Source organism: Ktedonobacter racemifer DSM 44963, from assembly GCF_000178855.1.
In the GTDB taxonomy this organism is placed as follows: Bacteria; Chloroflexota; Ktedonobacteria; order Ktedonobacterales; family Ktedonobacteraceae; genus Ktedonobacter; species Ktedonobacter racemifer.
In genome coordinates, this window is sequence record NZ_ADVG01000001.1 from 361,166 (window position 1) to 374,861 (window position 13,696).

At 53.0% G+C, this 13,696-nt stretch carries 12 protein-coding genes; 10 read left to right on the forward strand and 2 right to left on the reverse strand.

Annotated elements, in window-relative coordinates:
• The first annotated feature begins 22 nt into the window (after positions 1-22).
• The gene (locus KRAC_RS60520) at positions 23-469 is read left to right on the forward strand and encodes an MBL fold metallo-hydrolase (RefSeq protein WP_211221230.1); all 447 of its coding nucleotides are present in this window, start codon (positions 23-25) and stop codon (positions 467-469) included.
• A 104-nt stretch (positions 470-573) separates the two neighbouring features.
• On the opposite strand, the gene KRAC_RS01685 is transcribed toward KRAC_RS60520, so the two are convergent.
• Entirely contained in the window at positions 574-3,924 is a 3,351-nt protein-coding gene (locus KRAC_RS01685) for a GH92 family glycosyl hydrolase (protein ID WP_007903995.1), read from the reverse strand.
• Between the two features lie 774 nt (positions 3,925-4,698).
• Here KRAC_RS01685 and KRAC_RS01690 point away from each other — a divergent pair.
• From KRAC_RS01690 to KRAC_RS65060, 5 genes are all read left to right on the forward strand, one after another.
• Entirely contained in the window at positions 4,699-6,045 is a 1,347-nt protein-coding gene (locus KRAC_RS01690; RefSeq protein ID WP_007903999.1) for a hypothetical protein, read from the forward strand.
• 59 nt (positions 6,046-6,104) lie between these two features.
• Positions 6,105-6,581, forward strand: coding sequence for a hypothetical protein (locus tag KRAC_RS01695; RefSeq protein WP_007904001.1), 477 nt, complete (start codon positions 6,105-6,107; stop codon positions 6,579-6,581).
• A 154-nt stretch (positions 6,582-6,735) separates the two neighbouring features.
• Positions 6,736-7,062, forward strand: coding sequence for an ArsR/SmtB family transcription factor (locus KRAC_RS01700; RefSeq protein ID WP_007904002.1), 327 nt, complete (start codon positions 6,736-6,738; stop codon positions 7,060-7,062).
• On the forward strand, positions 7,059-7,538 hold the full coding sequence (locus tag KRAC_RS01705; RefSeq protein ID WP_007904003.1) for an SRPBCC family protein: 480 nt from the start codon (positions 7,059-7,061) through the stop codon (positions 7,536-7,538). The genes KRAC_RS01700 and KRAC_RS01705 overlap by 4 nt, the downstream gene beginning before the upstream one ends.
• Before the next feature lie 1,052 nt (positions 7,539-8,590).
• Positions 8,591-8,770, forward strand: a complete 180-nt coding sequence (locus tag KRAC_RS65060; RefSeq protein WP_244421922.1) for a hypothetical protein — start codon at positions 8,591-8,593, stop codon at positions 8,768-8,770.
• Between the two features lie 1,249 nt (positions 8,771-10,019).
• Here KRAC_RS65060 and KRAC_RS01710 read toward each other — a convergent pair.
• Complete coding sequence (locus KRAC_RS01710; RefSeq protein ID WP_007904012.1) at positions 10,020-10,370, reverse strand: MaoC family dehydratase; 351 nt, start codon at positions 10,368-10,370, stop codon at positions 10,020-10,022.
• A gap of 406 nt (positions 10,371-10,776) precedes the next feature.
• Between KRAC_RS01710 and KRAC_RS01715 the strand changes: the two genes are divergently transcribed.
• The 4 genes from KRAC_RS01715 to KRAC_RS01730 all read left to right on the forward strand — a co-directional run bounded on the left by KRAC_RS01715 (position 10,777) and on the right by KRAC_RS01730 (position 13,592).
• Positions 10,777-11,385 carry an IS607 family transposase gene (locus tag KRAC_RS01715; RefSeq protein WP_007904019.1) on the forward strand — a complete coding sequence of 203 codons (609 nt, stop codon included), beginning with the start codon at positions 10,777-10,779 and terminating at the stop codon, positions 11,383-11,385.
• A complete protein-coding gene (locus KRAC_RS01720) occupies positions 11,354-12,805 on the forward strand; it encodes an RNA-guided endonuclease InsQ/TnpB family protein (RefSeq protein WP_040441739.1) in 1,452 nt (483 codons plus the stop codon). The genes KRAC_RS01715 and KRAC_RS01720 overlap by 32 nt, the downstream gene beginning before the upstream one ends.
• A gap of 367 nt (positions 12,806-13,172) precedes the next feature.
• Positions 13,173-13,355, forward strand: a complete 183-nt coding sequence (locus KRAC_RS01725; protein ID WP_040441741.1) for a hypothetical protein — start codon at positions 13,173-13,175, stop codon at positions 13,353-13,355.
• Positions 13,356-13,592: a hypothetical protein gene (locus KRAC_RS01730; RefSeq protein ID WP_040441743.1), complete on the forward strand. Its 237-nt coding sequence runs from the start codon at positions 13,356-13,358 to the stop codon at positions 13,590-13,592. It begins immediately after the preceding gene.
• The last annotated feature ends 104 nt before the right edge of the window (positions 13,593-13,696 follow it).

Sequence of the window (13,696 nt, forward strand, 5' to 3'; positions counted from 1 at the left end):
GTACGAGGCCACTCCACGGGGAGTGATGGCCCAACATCAGGGCATGGTCAAACGCTTGCTTGGCGATAATCCCATTGAACTCTTTGATCTCTCTGGACCCGCACACGCTGGTTTTCAGGCAAGCTATGATCTCTTTGGTGACGGATCGATTCTCCTGATTCCCTTGCCTGGCCACTCTGAAGGACAGGTCGGCATGTTTATCTCTAATGCTAATGGTGCGCCCCTCTTCTTGATTGCGGATGCAGTGTGGCTTGATGAGAACTACCAGACACCTTCTCCCATGCATCCTTTTGTCTGGTCTATTCTTTCTAGCGATAAGGCAACCGCAATAAATACCCTGATCAAATTACATCACTTTGCCCAACGCAATCCTGAGATACCCATGATAGCGATGCACGATGCCTCTATGCAGGAAGCGTTTACAGCAGGTGTACGCTTGGCTCTTCCCCTGTCCCCAAATCATCTATAAAAGACAGGCTTTTAGCCGTGGGGAGTCGTCACAGACTAACATACATGTGGGAGATTGCGGGAAATATCGAAGCGTATTTCCCACAATCTCTACACTACAAAGGATCAGGAGATGGCCAGAGCAAAGACATGCAGAGCTCCCTGATTGTTCGGGCCAGTCAGCGTGATACTAGCCACGGTCTTGCTCGTGTCGAGCGAGATCGGCGCGCTCCCGAAGAGGTACGTCGTTGTCTGGTCAGGCGAGCCACCAGAGTCGCGATATGACATCTTGGCGGCAATCACGTTATTAAATGCGATCGGCTCAGAGCCGGCACCAAGCGTCCAATCGGAGAAGCCTAATTGGGCAGTCTGTGTGCTCCCATCGGTATAGGTGATGGTCACAGTCCCCTGAGTATCACCATTCGTCGCGCTCCCCAGGAAGGCGAGTTGAGAGGCACCTGCTTTGGCACCGGGCAATTGAAGAGTCTGACCATGCACCTCGATGTTATCATAGCTTCCCGCTGAAACGTTAGGCCAGGTATAGCTCGTGCCGTTCACGCTCACCGTTGCGCCCGGGTTAAAGCCAGCCTGGGCTAACTGTTGAGCAGAGTAGCTATAGCCAACCCCATCGTAGTCGGCTGAGCCCGGATTACTGTCGTCACCAATACCGATATTGTTGAAGTACGGAAGCAGGCTACCTGGCTTCGCTACGACTACCGGCAGGCTGATCGACGGCAATTTCTGGCCATTGCCAGTTTGCGTCGAGAAGGTGATGCTGTAATAGCTCTCCGCCAGGCTAGAGGAAGCCGCAACCGTGAAGGACTGGCTACCGGACCCTTTGCCCGGGACAACAAAACTGTCAGAGGCGGGTAGTACGCTCAGTCCTGAGGGAGCCGCAGCGCTCCAACTGATGGTCGTCCCATTTCCATCAACATTCTGCCCCAGGATGCTGATCTGCGTATTACCACCAGGAGTTACGACAGCGCGGCCAGGTTTGAAGGAGACGAAGGTTCCCACTTCTCCATACTGGTACGATGGCGGTGCATCATTGGCGTTGGAGCCCCAGGATGGGTTCGGCATGCTGGACATGGTATAGTCGAGCGTGCCGCTCTTCGTAATGAAATCGGGCGCTAGCCAGGGCTTTGTACTCACCTGGCCATTCACTTTTAAACTCTGCACATAGTATGTGTCCGCCGAGGCACCCTGCGCGGTAATCTGGATGGTCTGGCCACTCTCCCGGGACACAGTCATGCTCGGGAAGAGCGGGCTTGCCAGTACCAGGTTCGCCGTTCCAGGGGTCTCAGGAAACATGCCCAGAGCAGCCCAGACGTACCAGGCCGACATCGTCCCCAGGTCATCGTTCCCTGCTATCCCCTGAGGACCTGGATACCAGAGTGTATTTTCGATGTCACGCACGACCTTCTGAGTCTTATATGGGGCGCCCGCGTAATCATACTCCCAGGGCGTCTCGATTGTTGGTTCATTTCCCAGGAAAGAGTATGGAGAATTCGGGCCGCCATTGAGCTGGGTAAAGAATGTGTCGAGCCGCTGCTGGACGGTGGCATTGCCACCCAGCGCGTCGAAAAGGCCGCGCAGGTTGAACGGCACCATCCAGTTGTACTGCGCGCCATCACCCTCAACCCAACCAGTTCCGCTGGTTGGATCATACGAACCGGGGAAGGAGCCATCAAGCAGGCGAGGCTCCAGGTAACCATCCGCGGGATTATACAGGTTCGTCCACCCCTGCGCACGCGAGACAAATTTCTGGTAATTGGCATTGTCACCCAATGCCTGGGCGAACGCGCCGATAGAGAAGTCCGCCGTGTTATACTCCAACGTAGTTGACGCCGGGCCATAGAAGTTACAACAACTATTGTTCCCGTTGAGAGGCACATAGCCCAGGCTCTGCAAGTAATTCAGGTCTGGGCGCACATTATTGGTTTGTGTGGCCTCTTTGATCATTGCGGATAAAGCGGTCTTGGTATCGAAGTTCTTCCCGCCAAACGCATAGATATCCGCGATGATAGCATCGGCGGGATCGCCAACCATCACATATGTCTCGCCGTTCGCCGCCGTCCACTTCGGCAGCTGACCGCTCTGCGTATACTCGTTGACCATCGACTGAGCGATATCGCTGGCCTCCTTAGGTGCCAGGAAGGCAAGAAGCTGGGCCTCGGAACGATAAATATCCCAACCCGAATAGTTCGCGTACTGCGCATGACCTTTCGCAACGCTATGGATACGTCCATCAAAGCCAATGTATTGACCATTCACGTCAGAAAAGACGTTTGGCTGCAAGTACACATGGTACAGCGCCGAGTAAAAGGTTGCCAGTTGGGTCGACGTGCCGCCACCAGCCTTGAGTCTACCCAGCCAGCTGTTCCAGGTTTGATCACTCTGTTGCGAGATAGTAGTGAAGTTGCCCGTCTTATTTTCCTGGTTGACGTTCGCCTGGGCATTGCTCACACTCACGAAGGAGAGGCCAACCTTGACGCTGATAGCATTGTTTGCACTCGTGTTGAACGTGACAAAAGCGCCGGAACCGGGGCCTGAGACCGTCGTATCAGGATGCGCCTGAGCGCTCTTCATCACTGATGGTGGCACCTTCTGCCCATTCTTCACCTGTGCCTGCGCATCATGGACCTTACGCACGGCTGGGGCAACCGGTGTACGCCCACCCGTCGACGTGGAAGCGCCAGGGGTCACGATAGCATCATGCCAGGTACCAATTGAGGCAAAGGACTGGCTAAACTTCGCCCAGAAGTAGACGCGATAGACATCATTGGCACCGCAGAAGTAGCCACTGGTTGCCCATCCGGAGATGGTGTCTTTCCCAATATCTACCTGAGCGTCATTAACGCCATTGATCGAACCCGAGACGTTGACCAGCATGGTCGCGGGCTGGCCCTGTGGGTAGGTGAAGCGCCCCGCACCACTGCGCTGCGTCGCCGTCAATTCAGTAGTCACTCCATTGTCAAGTTTGACTCGATAGTAGCCAGCATAGGCCGTCTCATTCGCATGTGAGAAGGTTGAATAATACTGGGAGGGATTGCTGGCTGGCGAGGTCGTGACCGTGCCGACATAGGGCATGAACGGGATATCGCTATAAGTGCTACAACCTGCACCATTCAAATGTGTGAGGCTAAAACCCTTGATCCGATTGTCGGGATACCAGTAACCACCAGAATTGTAGATCGCGGTGTCAGGACTCCACTGGACCATACCAAAGGGGACGTCCGCGCCAGGAAAGGTATCACCACCACCGTACGGTGCCCCTGGTTGCACACCCGTCCCCGTGAACGGGTTGACATATTTAGCAAGATCTGTCGTCGACGAGGATGAATAATAGGAGCGCTCCACATTCGTACTGGCAGCCTTAGCACTCACGGCTGGTAAGAAGAGGGCCTCCGCGAGGAGCATGACTATCACTACCATACTGATAGTCAGAGGGAACCTGGTGCTTCGGACACGCATCATGCTGATCCTCCTTGTTTCAGCAACTACACACTTGCGAGCCGTGGGGAAGAATGGCCTGGAATGGCTTTTATTCAGGTTACACTGCTAGCCACAGTGATCGTCTATTGTCATAAGAGAAGGATTAAAGCACATCCCGATATCCTCTCTTCCTTCAGGGCACGTCATCCTTTACGTGTAATAGTTTTTTCCACCATCAATAGACTTAGAAGTAACGGTACCATAAATGTGCAAAATAATCAAGAGTGGCTAAGCCTGCAAATCTACTTTCTTAGGATAAAAAGGGATATTTTAGAAAAATAAAGACGTCACGCAATTTTCATTTAAAATCGTCTCCATCACTCTTAATCTATAAAATATTTTCACTATAGATTTAAGCAGATGCTTTACAGGAAACGAGCCAGAAAGGGCTGTGTTGCAAAAAGGAAAGCTGATCTGGTAGAGTTGAGAAAAAGGACAAAAGGAGAGCAGGTCACTCACCGATTTATCCTGATTTCACCCATGGAATGGCTCTGGCCCAAATTTGGTGATGCTGCCTGCTGCCTTCCACCGCTTGGCGCTCAAAGGGTGACCACTTCTTCGTCGAGCGGGAAGGGGAAGGTGGCGTTGAGGGAGTGGTAACGTTTTTGAGACGCTTTCCGTGCTATACTCTCTCCAGGTCCGCGCAGTCAGGGAGAATGCAATATCTCTCCACCTACGCACCAGCAGAAAAGCCAAATCTCTGACTCCAGAGAAAAGGGAGGTTACAGAATATTGGACAGAAGAGAACTATCCATCATGAAGAGCGGGAAAACAAGGACCGATCCTCGCCTCCAGGGTCGCGTCCTCTTGGCCGCCAGAGCGACCTGGTCCGCTTTTGCTCTTTTCAACCTCGTCTTATTCATCATCAACGTATTCAGACCCTTCGGAGGCACAACAACTTTCTGCCCACTGGATTTTACCTGTGCTCCCTATGACGAGAGTATGCTCCATGCTCTCCAACTGGCACATATCTCTCTTCCAACTTTCGAAACCTATCTCAATATCTATAGCATCATTTACGGACTGATCCTTTTGAGTTTCAGTGTGCTGCTCTTCTGGCGTATGTCCGATCAGCCAATCGGCTGGCTCACATCCTTTACCTTCCTGTTGCTGGCGGTAAGCAACCTGCATGGCAATAGTGATGACGCACCTTCATCTCTCCTGATATTCGTTGGTATCATTCAGGACGCTGGGTTGGTGCTGCTTTGTGAGGGCTTCTTTTTCGTAACCTTTCCTGATGGCCGCTTCGCTCCCCGCTGGAGCTGGATAGTTGGTTGTTCACTCCTGATCCAATCCATCCTCTTCCAGCTTCCTTTCGGGCTGGGCGTCCTGAACTGGCCCTTTCCACTCATCATCATCGAGCTGATACTCGCGTATTGTAGTCCCATCGCCTTATTGATCTACCGCTACAGGCGCGTCTTCACTCCAGTTCAGCGTCAACAGACGCGATGGGTTATCTTTGGTCTGGTCATCTATCTCCCGCTTCTCTTCTTCGGTTTCTTTGGCAGCGCCCTCTTCCCTGATTGGGGCGCCTATCAGGTCATGCTTCAGTTCTTGCCATCTCTGGCCTTTCTCATCATCCCACTGAGCATCACGATTGCTATCCAGCGCTCCCGGCTCTGGGATATCGACGTTCTGATCAATCGCGCTCTGGTCTATGGCCCGCTCACGACCATCATGGCACTGCTCTATCTTGGCCTGGTTTTCGGCGCACAGTTCCTGCTCGTCGCATTCATCGGCAATAACCAGGACATCATCATTGTCGGCTCAACTCTGATCGTTGCCATCCTCTTCCAGCCCCTGCGCCAAAATATCCAGAACGTCATAGATCGACGCTTCTATCGTCAGAAATACGACGCGCAGCGCACCCTGCAAGCTTTTAGCACTACCCTGCACCAGGAAACCGATCTCTCCCATTTGAGCGAGCAAATTGTCGCAGTCGTCCAGCAAACGCTCCAGCCAGCCCATGTCTCGCTCTGGTTGCTCCCATCTCTTTTGAAGGGGGGGCTGCGCTCCAGCCCCCTTCAAAAGAGGCCGTGGTGGAATTCCCCGTTGACGCTCAGGAGAAGTCGCTCTTGTGAGAGGCTCCCAAATCTGGTGTAAAAAGGCAGAGAGTGGCATCACCAAGAGGGAGACAGAACCCATTTAGAGTGTCAAACCACATGAAGAAATTAGAAGAAAGACTAGAGCGCCGACGCAAAGGGCCACCAACAGCGCAGCAACTGATGTTTCTCTTCCGAGAGAAGATACCTATCCCGCTTACACTCACATGGGGCGATGCTTCCGATATCATCGATGAACGGCTGAAGCAGATCGCCATTGACAAGGAAGCAAGACAACAAGCGAGAGAAGAATTACGACGCAAGAAGGAAGAATTGAAACAGAGGGCATTTGATCCCCCCTATCACACAGGGGAAAAGGTGTTGCATCCTTCATTCGGTGTGGAGACTGTACTACACGCTGGAAACGTACTGGCCGGGGGTCAAATCTGCACGAATTTTGAGGTGAAACGTGGGAAATCGGTGTCAATCATGGGAATTGGGGTTGATCATCCAGGCGGAGCCGCGCCCGATGAGGTTTCTACCATCACTACCTTGTTAATTGGCTCCCGCAATGTACATCCTATCCATGCCGTCTGATGAACAAGATCGAAAGTCGAAACAGATGAAACAGCTTCTCAGACTGGATCTCGCGTATCTGATTGTAAATTCCAATATGGTATGACCCCGATTTTTTGCGACCCTGCCCAAAAGGTCTTGACAGAAGACAGATGTTCTATTATCATTAAACCATATGGTTGAACAAGACACTTACTTAGATGGAATTTTTGGCTCACTAGCGGACCCGATCCGCCGGGATATTTTGCGTCGGCTGATGAACGCGCAATATACCGTGAGCCAAATCGCACAAGACTACCAGATCTCATTTGCCGCCGTTGCCAAGCACCTCCACGTGCTGGAAAAAGCACACTTGGTCATGAAACAACGGAGGGGAAAAGAACAGGTAGTGAGTCTTGTGCCACAAGCTCTCAAGGACGCCAGTCATTACTTGGCACAGTATGAGGCTTTATGGAATTACCGTTTTGACGCATTAGACAAAGTCTTAAAGGAGAACGAATGAATAAGGCAACCGTAATAGCCAGACCCTCAGAGCAAAACATTATTATTGAACGAGTCTTTGACGCCCCGCGCGACAAAGTATTTGCCGCCATGACACAAAAAGACAAGATCGAACAGTGGTGGATAGGTCCAGGCTATGATGTACATGTTGAGCGTTTAGACGTGCGCGATGGAGGTTCATGGAAGTTTGTCCAAAGAAACAAGGAAGGCCACGAATTCAGTTTTCATGGCGTCTTCCATTACATATCACCCGAGTGCATCATTCAGACAACCGAGTTTGACGGCCTGCCTGAGTCCGGGCACGTTGGACTCGAAAAAATGGAACTGTTCGACCTGGGCAACGGCAAAACAAAACTGATTTCAACGGGTACCTTTATGAGCGTTGCCGACCGCGATGGCATGTTGCAGAGTGGTATGGAGGAAGGCATGCAGCAAACGTACGCCAGGTTGGACGAAGTCTTGCAGGAGATGAAATAACGGAATGGCAGACCAATGCCTGGCCTCACTGGGTTCGTGATCTCTACCGCCATGTTTGTGGAACCCTGGGCGATCATACATTTAGCCTGGCCTGAATATTGGCCTGCCGCCTGGCCCCTCGGTTTGCCATGGTGAGTTATATACCATGGACGGTCATCCTGGCAGGGCCTGCGATCAAAGTGCGCCGCTAAAATGCCTTGACGTACATCAAAGGGTTGCAAGTCCAACTCTCAATCCCAACATTCTCCGGCTCTGGCGGAGAATGTTGGGATTGACACTGATGAAAAGATATGGCTCAAGTCCAATCTTAGTGAATGCTGAAGTTTATCTCTCTCCTGTCTCAACTTTTGATCTTGTTCATCAGACGGCATGGATAGGATGTACACTGCAGGAGCCAATTAACAAGGTAGTGATGGTAGAAACCTCATTCGGCCGCCCCTCTCGCTTCCTTCCCTCTCCTCTCTCTGGGAACCCGTTACCAGTTCTCCTGGCAACACGTCACGAGGAAGGGCAACATCGACGCTTGGCTCCCCACAACAATACCCCCTCTTCTCCTCAGCTTGTGCTCCTGGCTATATTATCCCTATGCTGGGCGTCCCTCTTTTTCCTTCTTTCTACACAAGGCACCTCTGCCTTGTGCAATCCCCTCGCGCCTCCCTCCCCCACCTCTCACCTCCAGCTCTCCCATGCCACTGCCCTCCTCTCAACTCCACACCTCCGCTCCCTCAGCTACGCTGGAACCCCCCTTTCCACACCCCTCAGAAGGTGCCGACCGCTCTTCTTGGCAGCCTCCTCGGCTGCTGCTCCTCTCTCACTCTCAAATCATTTGTCAGCTATCGCGAAACGCTCCATCCACATCGAATTGTTCCAGGGAGCAACGCCAAGAATCACACCACCCTTCGTGAGATCCTTCCGATTGTTGTGGCGGCCTCGTCTTACTCATCCTCATTAGCCTTTTCGTGTCCAAGCAAGAATGCGGTATACTCAATAAGAGAAGGATGACACACCTCCTCTGACCACGCTTATACACACGCTGGGAGACACGAATGAACATGGACAACACCTTGCACATGCCGCTCCCCGATGGTCGCTCCATCGACTTGACTCCAGAGCAGGCCCTCGACGCGCGTTACCTGGCTCGCTCCCTCTATGCCCGATCTGCCAGAGGTACTCGCTACCTGGCTCGCGCACCAGTACCCTCCCTCCCCCAACCCCGACCTCCTACCCCTTGAACCCTATTGCGTCGTCGAATGCTCACCTCTCGACGGATGCTTTCATATTACCGACTTTGGCCTCGATCTCCCCTGAGAACAACCTCCCCGAGACCCTGGCAGAGATAGCCCCGATCCTTCTCCGGCTCCAACCAGGCCTGTGTTGGTCACACGTGCTCTGACAATGGCAGAAGCGTGTGTTGGTCGGGGAGCGACACACACACTCCTCCAGGGAACGCTCAGCTTGCCACACGGGACTCTATTGCTTACAGCGTCGGGCACCCTCTTTTTTTTCTCCACGAGCACAGGACACCCTCGTCCATGCGCCACCTCCTCTTGCCTTCCAATCCAGAGCACCAGATCACACACATATCTGGCACAGACCAAAGCAAGTTCAGCAACAGCCTATACTACCCGCTCTCCTACAGCCCCCCAGCACTCCTGCATCGGGAGGAAGATCTGGCTTGCGACATCCGCACCATCTCAAACCATCACAAGGGCTGATATCTTCCATACCAGGCACAGACCAAAGCAAGTTCAACAGCTACAGCACCCACGGAGCCTCGCTCAACCTGCACAACACCACTCACCTGCAGCCGTCCTCGCTGCGTTATCTGCCAAGAGCAGATAACAGGCAACATCTCAGCACCTCCAGGCCAGAGCACCATGGGTGAGACACTCCCCACTAAACAAGACCATCGCCACCATCGCCACCCTCTCCCTCTATGGCTACATGCTATTCGATGCGATATCACATGTATTCCACCCTCACCCCTCCGGTCTCTCCCTCCTGCCAACTGCGGCCACGCTCCCCTCAAACCCTCCGGATAAACGCTCTTCCCCCTTCCCCTTCGCACACTGCTGCTGCTTCCCTTGCTGTTCACTCGATGTTTTATTTCCACCCTCCCTACCACTCTGCTCCGCTTCCCTGGCTCCCACACACACTCACTCCGCTCAATTTAGCGTTTCATTCTCTCCGTATTTCTCCTTATATGTTAAGATTTTGGTAAGCTCTCTCAAACAAGAGCTGAGCAGGATGAGCCTGCTCAAGAAACACTGCTGGGGAAAGGCTCTTTTCTCCACACAGCTTGACTGATAAAGCAAGATTGTCCTTCCCCTGGCAGCCCTCCTGGGCACATCGATGATTAGAGGGTCGTTGCTTGTCCACCCACATCTATGCTATATGCCTCCTAGATCTCTATTGTCCTCTCTGCCGGGACCATTTGGCAGCCATGTCCTCTCCACTGGGACCATTCAGTGGGTGTCCTCATCATGCGATAAAGCTTTCGCCGATAAAATGTGGGAAGAGGGTTGCCCCAGGCGCAGTGAATGCGAGCACTTGCAGGCCATGAACGACTGGGGCCGAATGCCCATGCTTGCGCGCCCACTCAACATCGTAATGAATGGGATGATTATCTGCGGAAACGGTCTGGAATGCGGCTGAATGAGCATCGGTAAGCGTGCGGGAGGGAGCGCGAAATATGTCACCGATCCTCAATTCGTCAAATGTACGTGGCGGCACAACAAGAAAGGTGTTCGCATCAAACGATGCACTCTCACCCAAGGATGATACGTTCAACGTGTCTTTCTGAACTTGATCATTGTGTGTGTCTTCGGTCATTTCTTTCCTTTTCCTCTCTTTGTGAAATCTATCGATTGAACAACCAGGAGGCGATATCAACGTTATCGATGGGAATGTTCAGGGTATGGCTGAAGGATGATTGAGACAGAATCAGCTCTGTACGAATGATGTCTTGCATGTGGTATCTCCTCCACTTTTCTCGTCCTTCTCTGGAGAGAAGGAATGTTCGTATGATGTTCAAGAACGTCCTCTGTTCCTCAAGAGGGAAGATGCATGTGACGGTTGTTTGGCGGCTCACGCATTCTGCTCCAAACCATCTTCCTCCCGCTTTCAGGATACCAAGAGGGCCAACCGGCTGAGAGGAAGTATCCATTTTGTATAAGCAACCATCACAAAGTATCATCATCTCTTGCATATCTCAAGCAGATAGAGTATACTTGGATGTATGAAGTTATCGAGTTATGCCAAGAAGATTGGGATCAGTTATAACAGCGCCTGGCGTATGTGGAAACGCGGCCAGATTCCCGGCTATCAATTGCCCACCGGCACCGTGATCATTGATCCGCCGGAGCTTCGCTCGGTTCCGGTCCACGCCGTCGCTGTGTATGCTCGTGTTTCAAGCAGCGAAAACAAAGACAACCTGGAAAGGCAAGCCGAGCGGCTGGTGACCTGGTGCAATGCCCAAGGCTGGTCGGTCAGCAAAGTCGTCAAAGAGTGCGGCAGTGGCATCAACGATCAGCGGCCCAAGTTTCTGGCGCTGCTGGCAGATCCCAAAATCGGGCAGATCGTGGTTGAACACAAAGATCGCGCTTCTCGCTTTGGCGTGGCCTATATTCAGACCTTGTTGGCTATGCAAGGACGGAAACTGGTCATCGTCAACACCGCTGATACTGCCGAAGATGATCTCATGGGCGATTTTATCAGCATCATTCCCTCGTTTTGCGCTCGTCTTTATGGTCGCAGACGAGCCAAACGCAAGACGGAACAAGTGCTAGCGGCTTTGCAGCAGAATGGACCCGCCCGTGAGCAAGAAGCCCCAAAAAGCCTCGCTTGATGAGAAAAAAAAGCGCAAGCGCAAAAAGAAGACGAAGCAGACCATCACTCGAGCGGTGACCCATATCCGTCTCATTGAGGCCAATCCTGGCAAACTTGAGGCGCTCGATCAGCTTGTGGCGGTTTACTTGCCGCTGTGCCAACAGTACACCACCCTGTTTTGCGAGGCCGAGACAAGCCCGGACAAGTACCAAGAAACCGTCTTCAAAACCGATCTTTCCGACCGCTTGCATCGAGTGGCAATACAGCAAGCCGCAGGCATTGCCAAAAGCGTTCGCACGAATCGAGCGAACGCCTATCAGGCGTACCTGGAAGATGTGGCTGATTACGCTCAGGCCAAGGCTCAGGCGGAAGGCCGGATGTCCGCCTTCAAACGCCGCGAACCGACCTGGACCGAATGGGATCTCCCTGTGCTGCGTGTGCCAGTCATCCAAGCCAATGTCAACGTGGTGGTGCTCGAGAAGTCGGAGGACTCCACGTTCGACTACTGGCTGCGCGTGTCCACCTTAGATGTCGGGAATCCGCTTCGAGTCCCAGTCAAACTCGCCTCCTATCACAAACGAGCACTCGAAGGCCGCACGCTCAATGCATCCACAACACTTCACAAGCGCAATGGAGTCTGGTGGCTGACGCTCTCCTTTGACGAGGACGTTCCTCTTCAAACCAAGCCTGACGCCCCTACAGTAGGCGTCGATGTGGGCATTGCCCATTTCCTCACGACCTCCACCAATAAAGCGTATGGCAGTTTTCATGGCAAGATGGCCCGACAGCACAAGCACGATCGGGAAAAGCGTCGCCGCAAGGCGAAACTGCGAGCCTGTCTGGAAAAGAAAGGCGTCCCAAAGGGCAAGCTTCCTTCGACAAGTTCTGAAACGTCGCAACGCTTGAGCCGTCACGTCAAGCAAGAGATCAACCGGGCGGTCAATGCGTTGGTCAAAGATCATCGAGATGCCAGACTCATTTATGAGGACCTCAATGTGGCCTCGATGCGCTTCAAAGCAAGGGTGATGAACAGTTATCTGTATGCTTCTCACCTGGGGCATATCCCAGAGCAGCTGGCCTGGGCCGCCGCCAAACAGGGCATGGCAGCCCACACGGTCCGAGCCGCCTATTCCTCTCAGGAATGCCCCTGCTGCCATTATGTCGATCGCGCTAATCGGCCGAACCAGAAAACCTTCAAGTGCCTGGTCTGTGGTTACGCAGACCAGGCCGACCGCAAAGCCGCACAGACGCTCGCGGGACGCTGGGGGGATCGGAAACTGGCGGCATGTCGCTCGACCTCGGAGGTCAAGGCGCTCCTCATGACGCGGCATGAAGCGTGGAAACAGCAGAATCAGCAGAGGATCCAGGATGCCGGGCCTCCCGTCCAGTTGAGCTTCTGGGATCCCCCAGAGATGTTCCTGGAATCATCTCACGAGTGAACCTCTCTCAGTAGAGAGAGGTGCATAGGATGCTCGTAGTGCATCCTCCCGCCTAGTCCGCTGTTTGGTAAACAGGCGTAGGTTAAAGTGAGAAGGATAATCATTGCAATAGATGGTTATGCTTTGATCAACTATAGATTGAAAACGCTTCTGGAACCAGAGGAGCCGTTTTCCTGGGATATTTTTTCCTCTGCTCTGTTTGGGCGAGAGTGTCCGTACACAAAGCAAGCAATAGTTCACATCGTCGTATGCTTCAGGTTTCCTGGCATGCGCTAGAGTGCTTTGACCAGAAGCAAGAGAGCCACCAGGAGAAACCACACATTGGTGGTGAGCAGGAAGTCTTTAGTCCAGGGAGCGACGCTGCAAATTGAAGAGACCCTCACTAACTACTTCTCCTTCCTCAGCCTCTGGCAACGCAAGCACACACGCGCAGCAAAAAGCCGTAGAGACTGCTCGACGAGCTGAGACGGCCATTGTTCATCTCCTGAAAGAGCAGCGCCCCGTCAATTTCAAGACCGTCGCCGAGACGGCTGGGATCTCCACGGCATAGTTGTATGGCAACGAGGCGCTCAAGCAACGCATCATGCACCTGCGGGTACAGCAGGTACCAGCAGTGCGGGTCAAAATCCCGCCAAGAGAACAGGCATCCTCCGCCTCAAAAGACGTGATGATCGCAGCCTTACGCCAGCGGGTCAAGAAGCTGGAAGAGGAGAATTGTATCCTCAAGCAGCAGGTGGAAGTGGCCAATGGCCTGCTCTATCAACAAGCAAACGGATCTCCAAGCTAAGAAGGTGGTGGAGATGATGGAAGGAGGGGCGCTTACCTGGGTCTTGCCCCGTATGGTAAGCTTGAGGTACTGCATGGAGGCGACTTCTTCCGACAGAAAGCTTG

Excerpts from the sequence above, each read along its gene's own strand:
- KRAC_RS01685 (WP_007903995.1), bottom strand. The coding sequence starts at position 3,924 with ATGATGCGTGTCCGAAGCACCAGGTTCCCTCTGACTATCAGTATGGTA.
- KRAC_RS01690 (WP_007903999.1), top strand. The coding sequence starts at position 4,699 with ATGAAGAGCGGGAAAACAAGGACCGATCCTCGCCTCCAGGGTCGCGTC.
- KRAC_RS01695 (WP_007904001.1), top strand. The coding sequence starts at position 6,105 with ATGAAGAAATTAGAAGAAAGACTAGAGCGCCGACGCAAAGGGCCACCA.
- KRAC_RS01700 (WP_007904002.1), top strand. The coding sequence starts at position 6,736 with ATGGTTGAACAAGACACTTACTTAGATGGAATTTTTGGCTCACTAGCG.
- KRAC_RS01705 (WP_007904003.1), top strand. The coding sequence starts at position 7,059 with ATGAATAAGGCAACCGTAATAGCCAGACCCTCAGAGCAAAACATTATT.
- KRAC_RS65060 (WP_244421922.1), top strand. The coding sequence starts at position 8,591 with ATGGACAACACCTTGCACATGCCGCTCCCCGATGGTCGCTCCATCGAC.
- KRAC_RS01710 (WP_007904012.1), bottom strand. The coding sequence starts at position 10,370 with ATGACCGAAGACACACACAATGATCAAGTTCAGAAAGACACGTTGAAC.
- KRAC_RS01715 (WP_007904019.1), top strand. The coding sequence starts at position 10,777 with ATGAAGTTATCGAGTTATGCCAAGAAGATTGGGATCAGTTATAACAGC.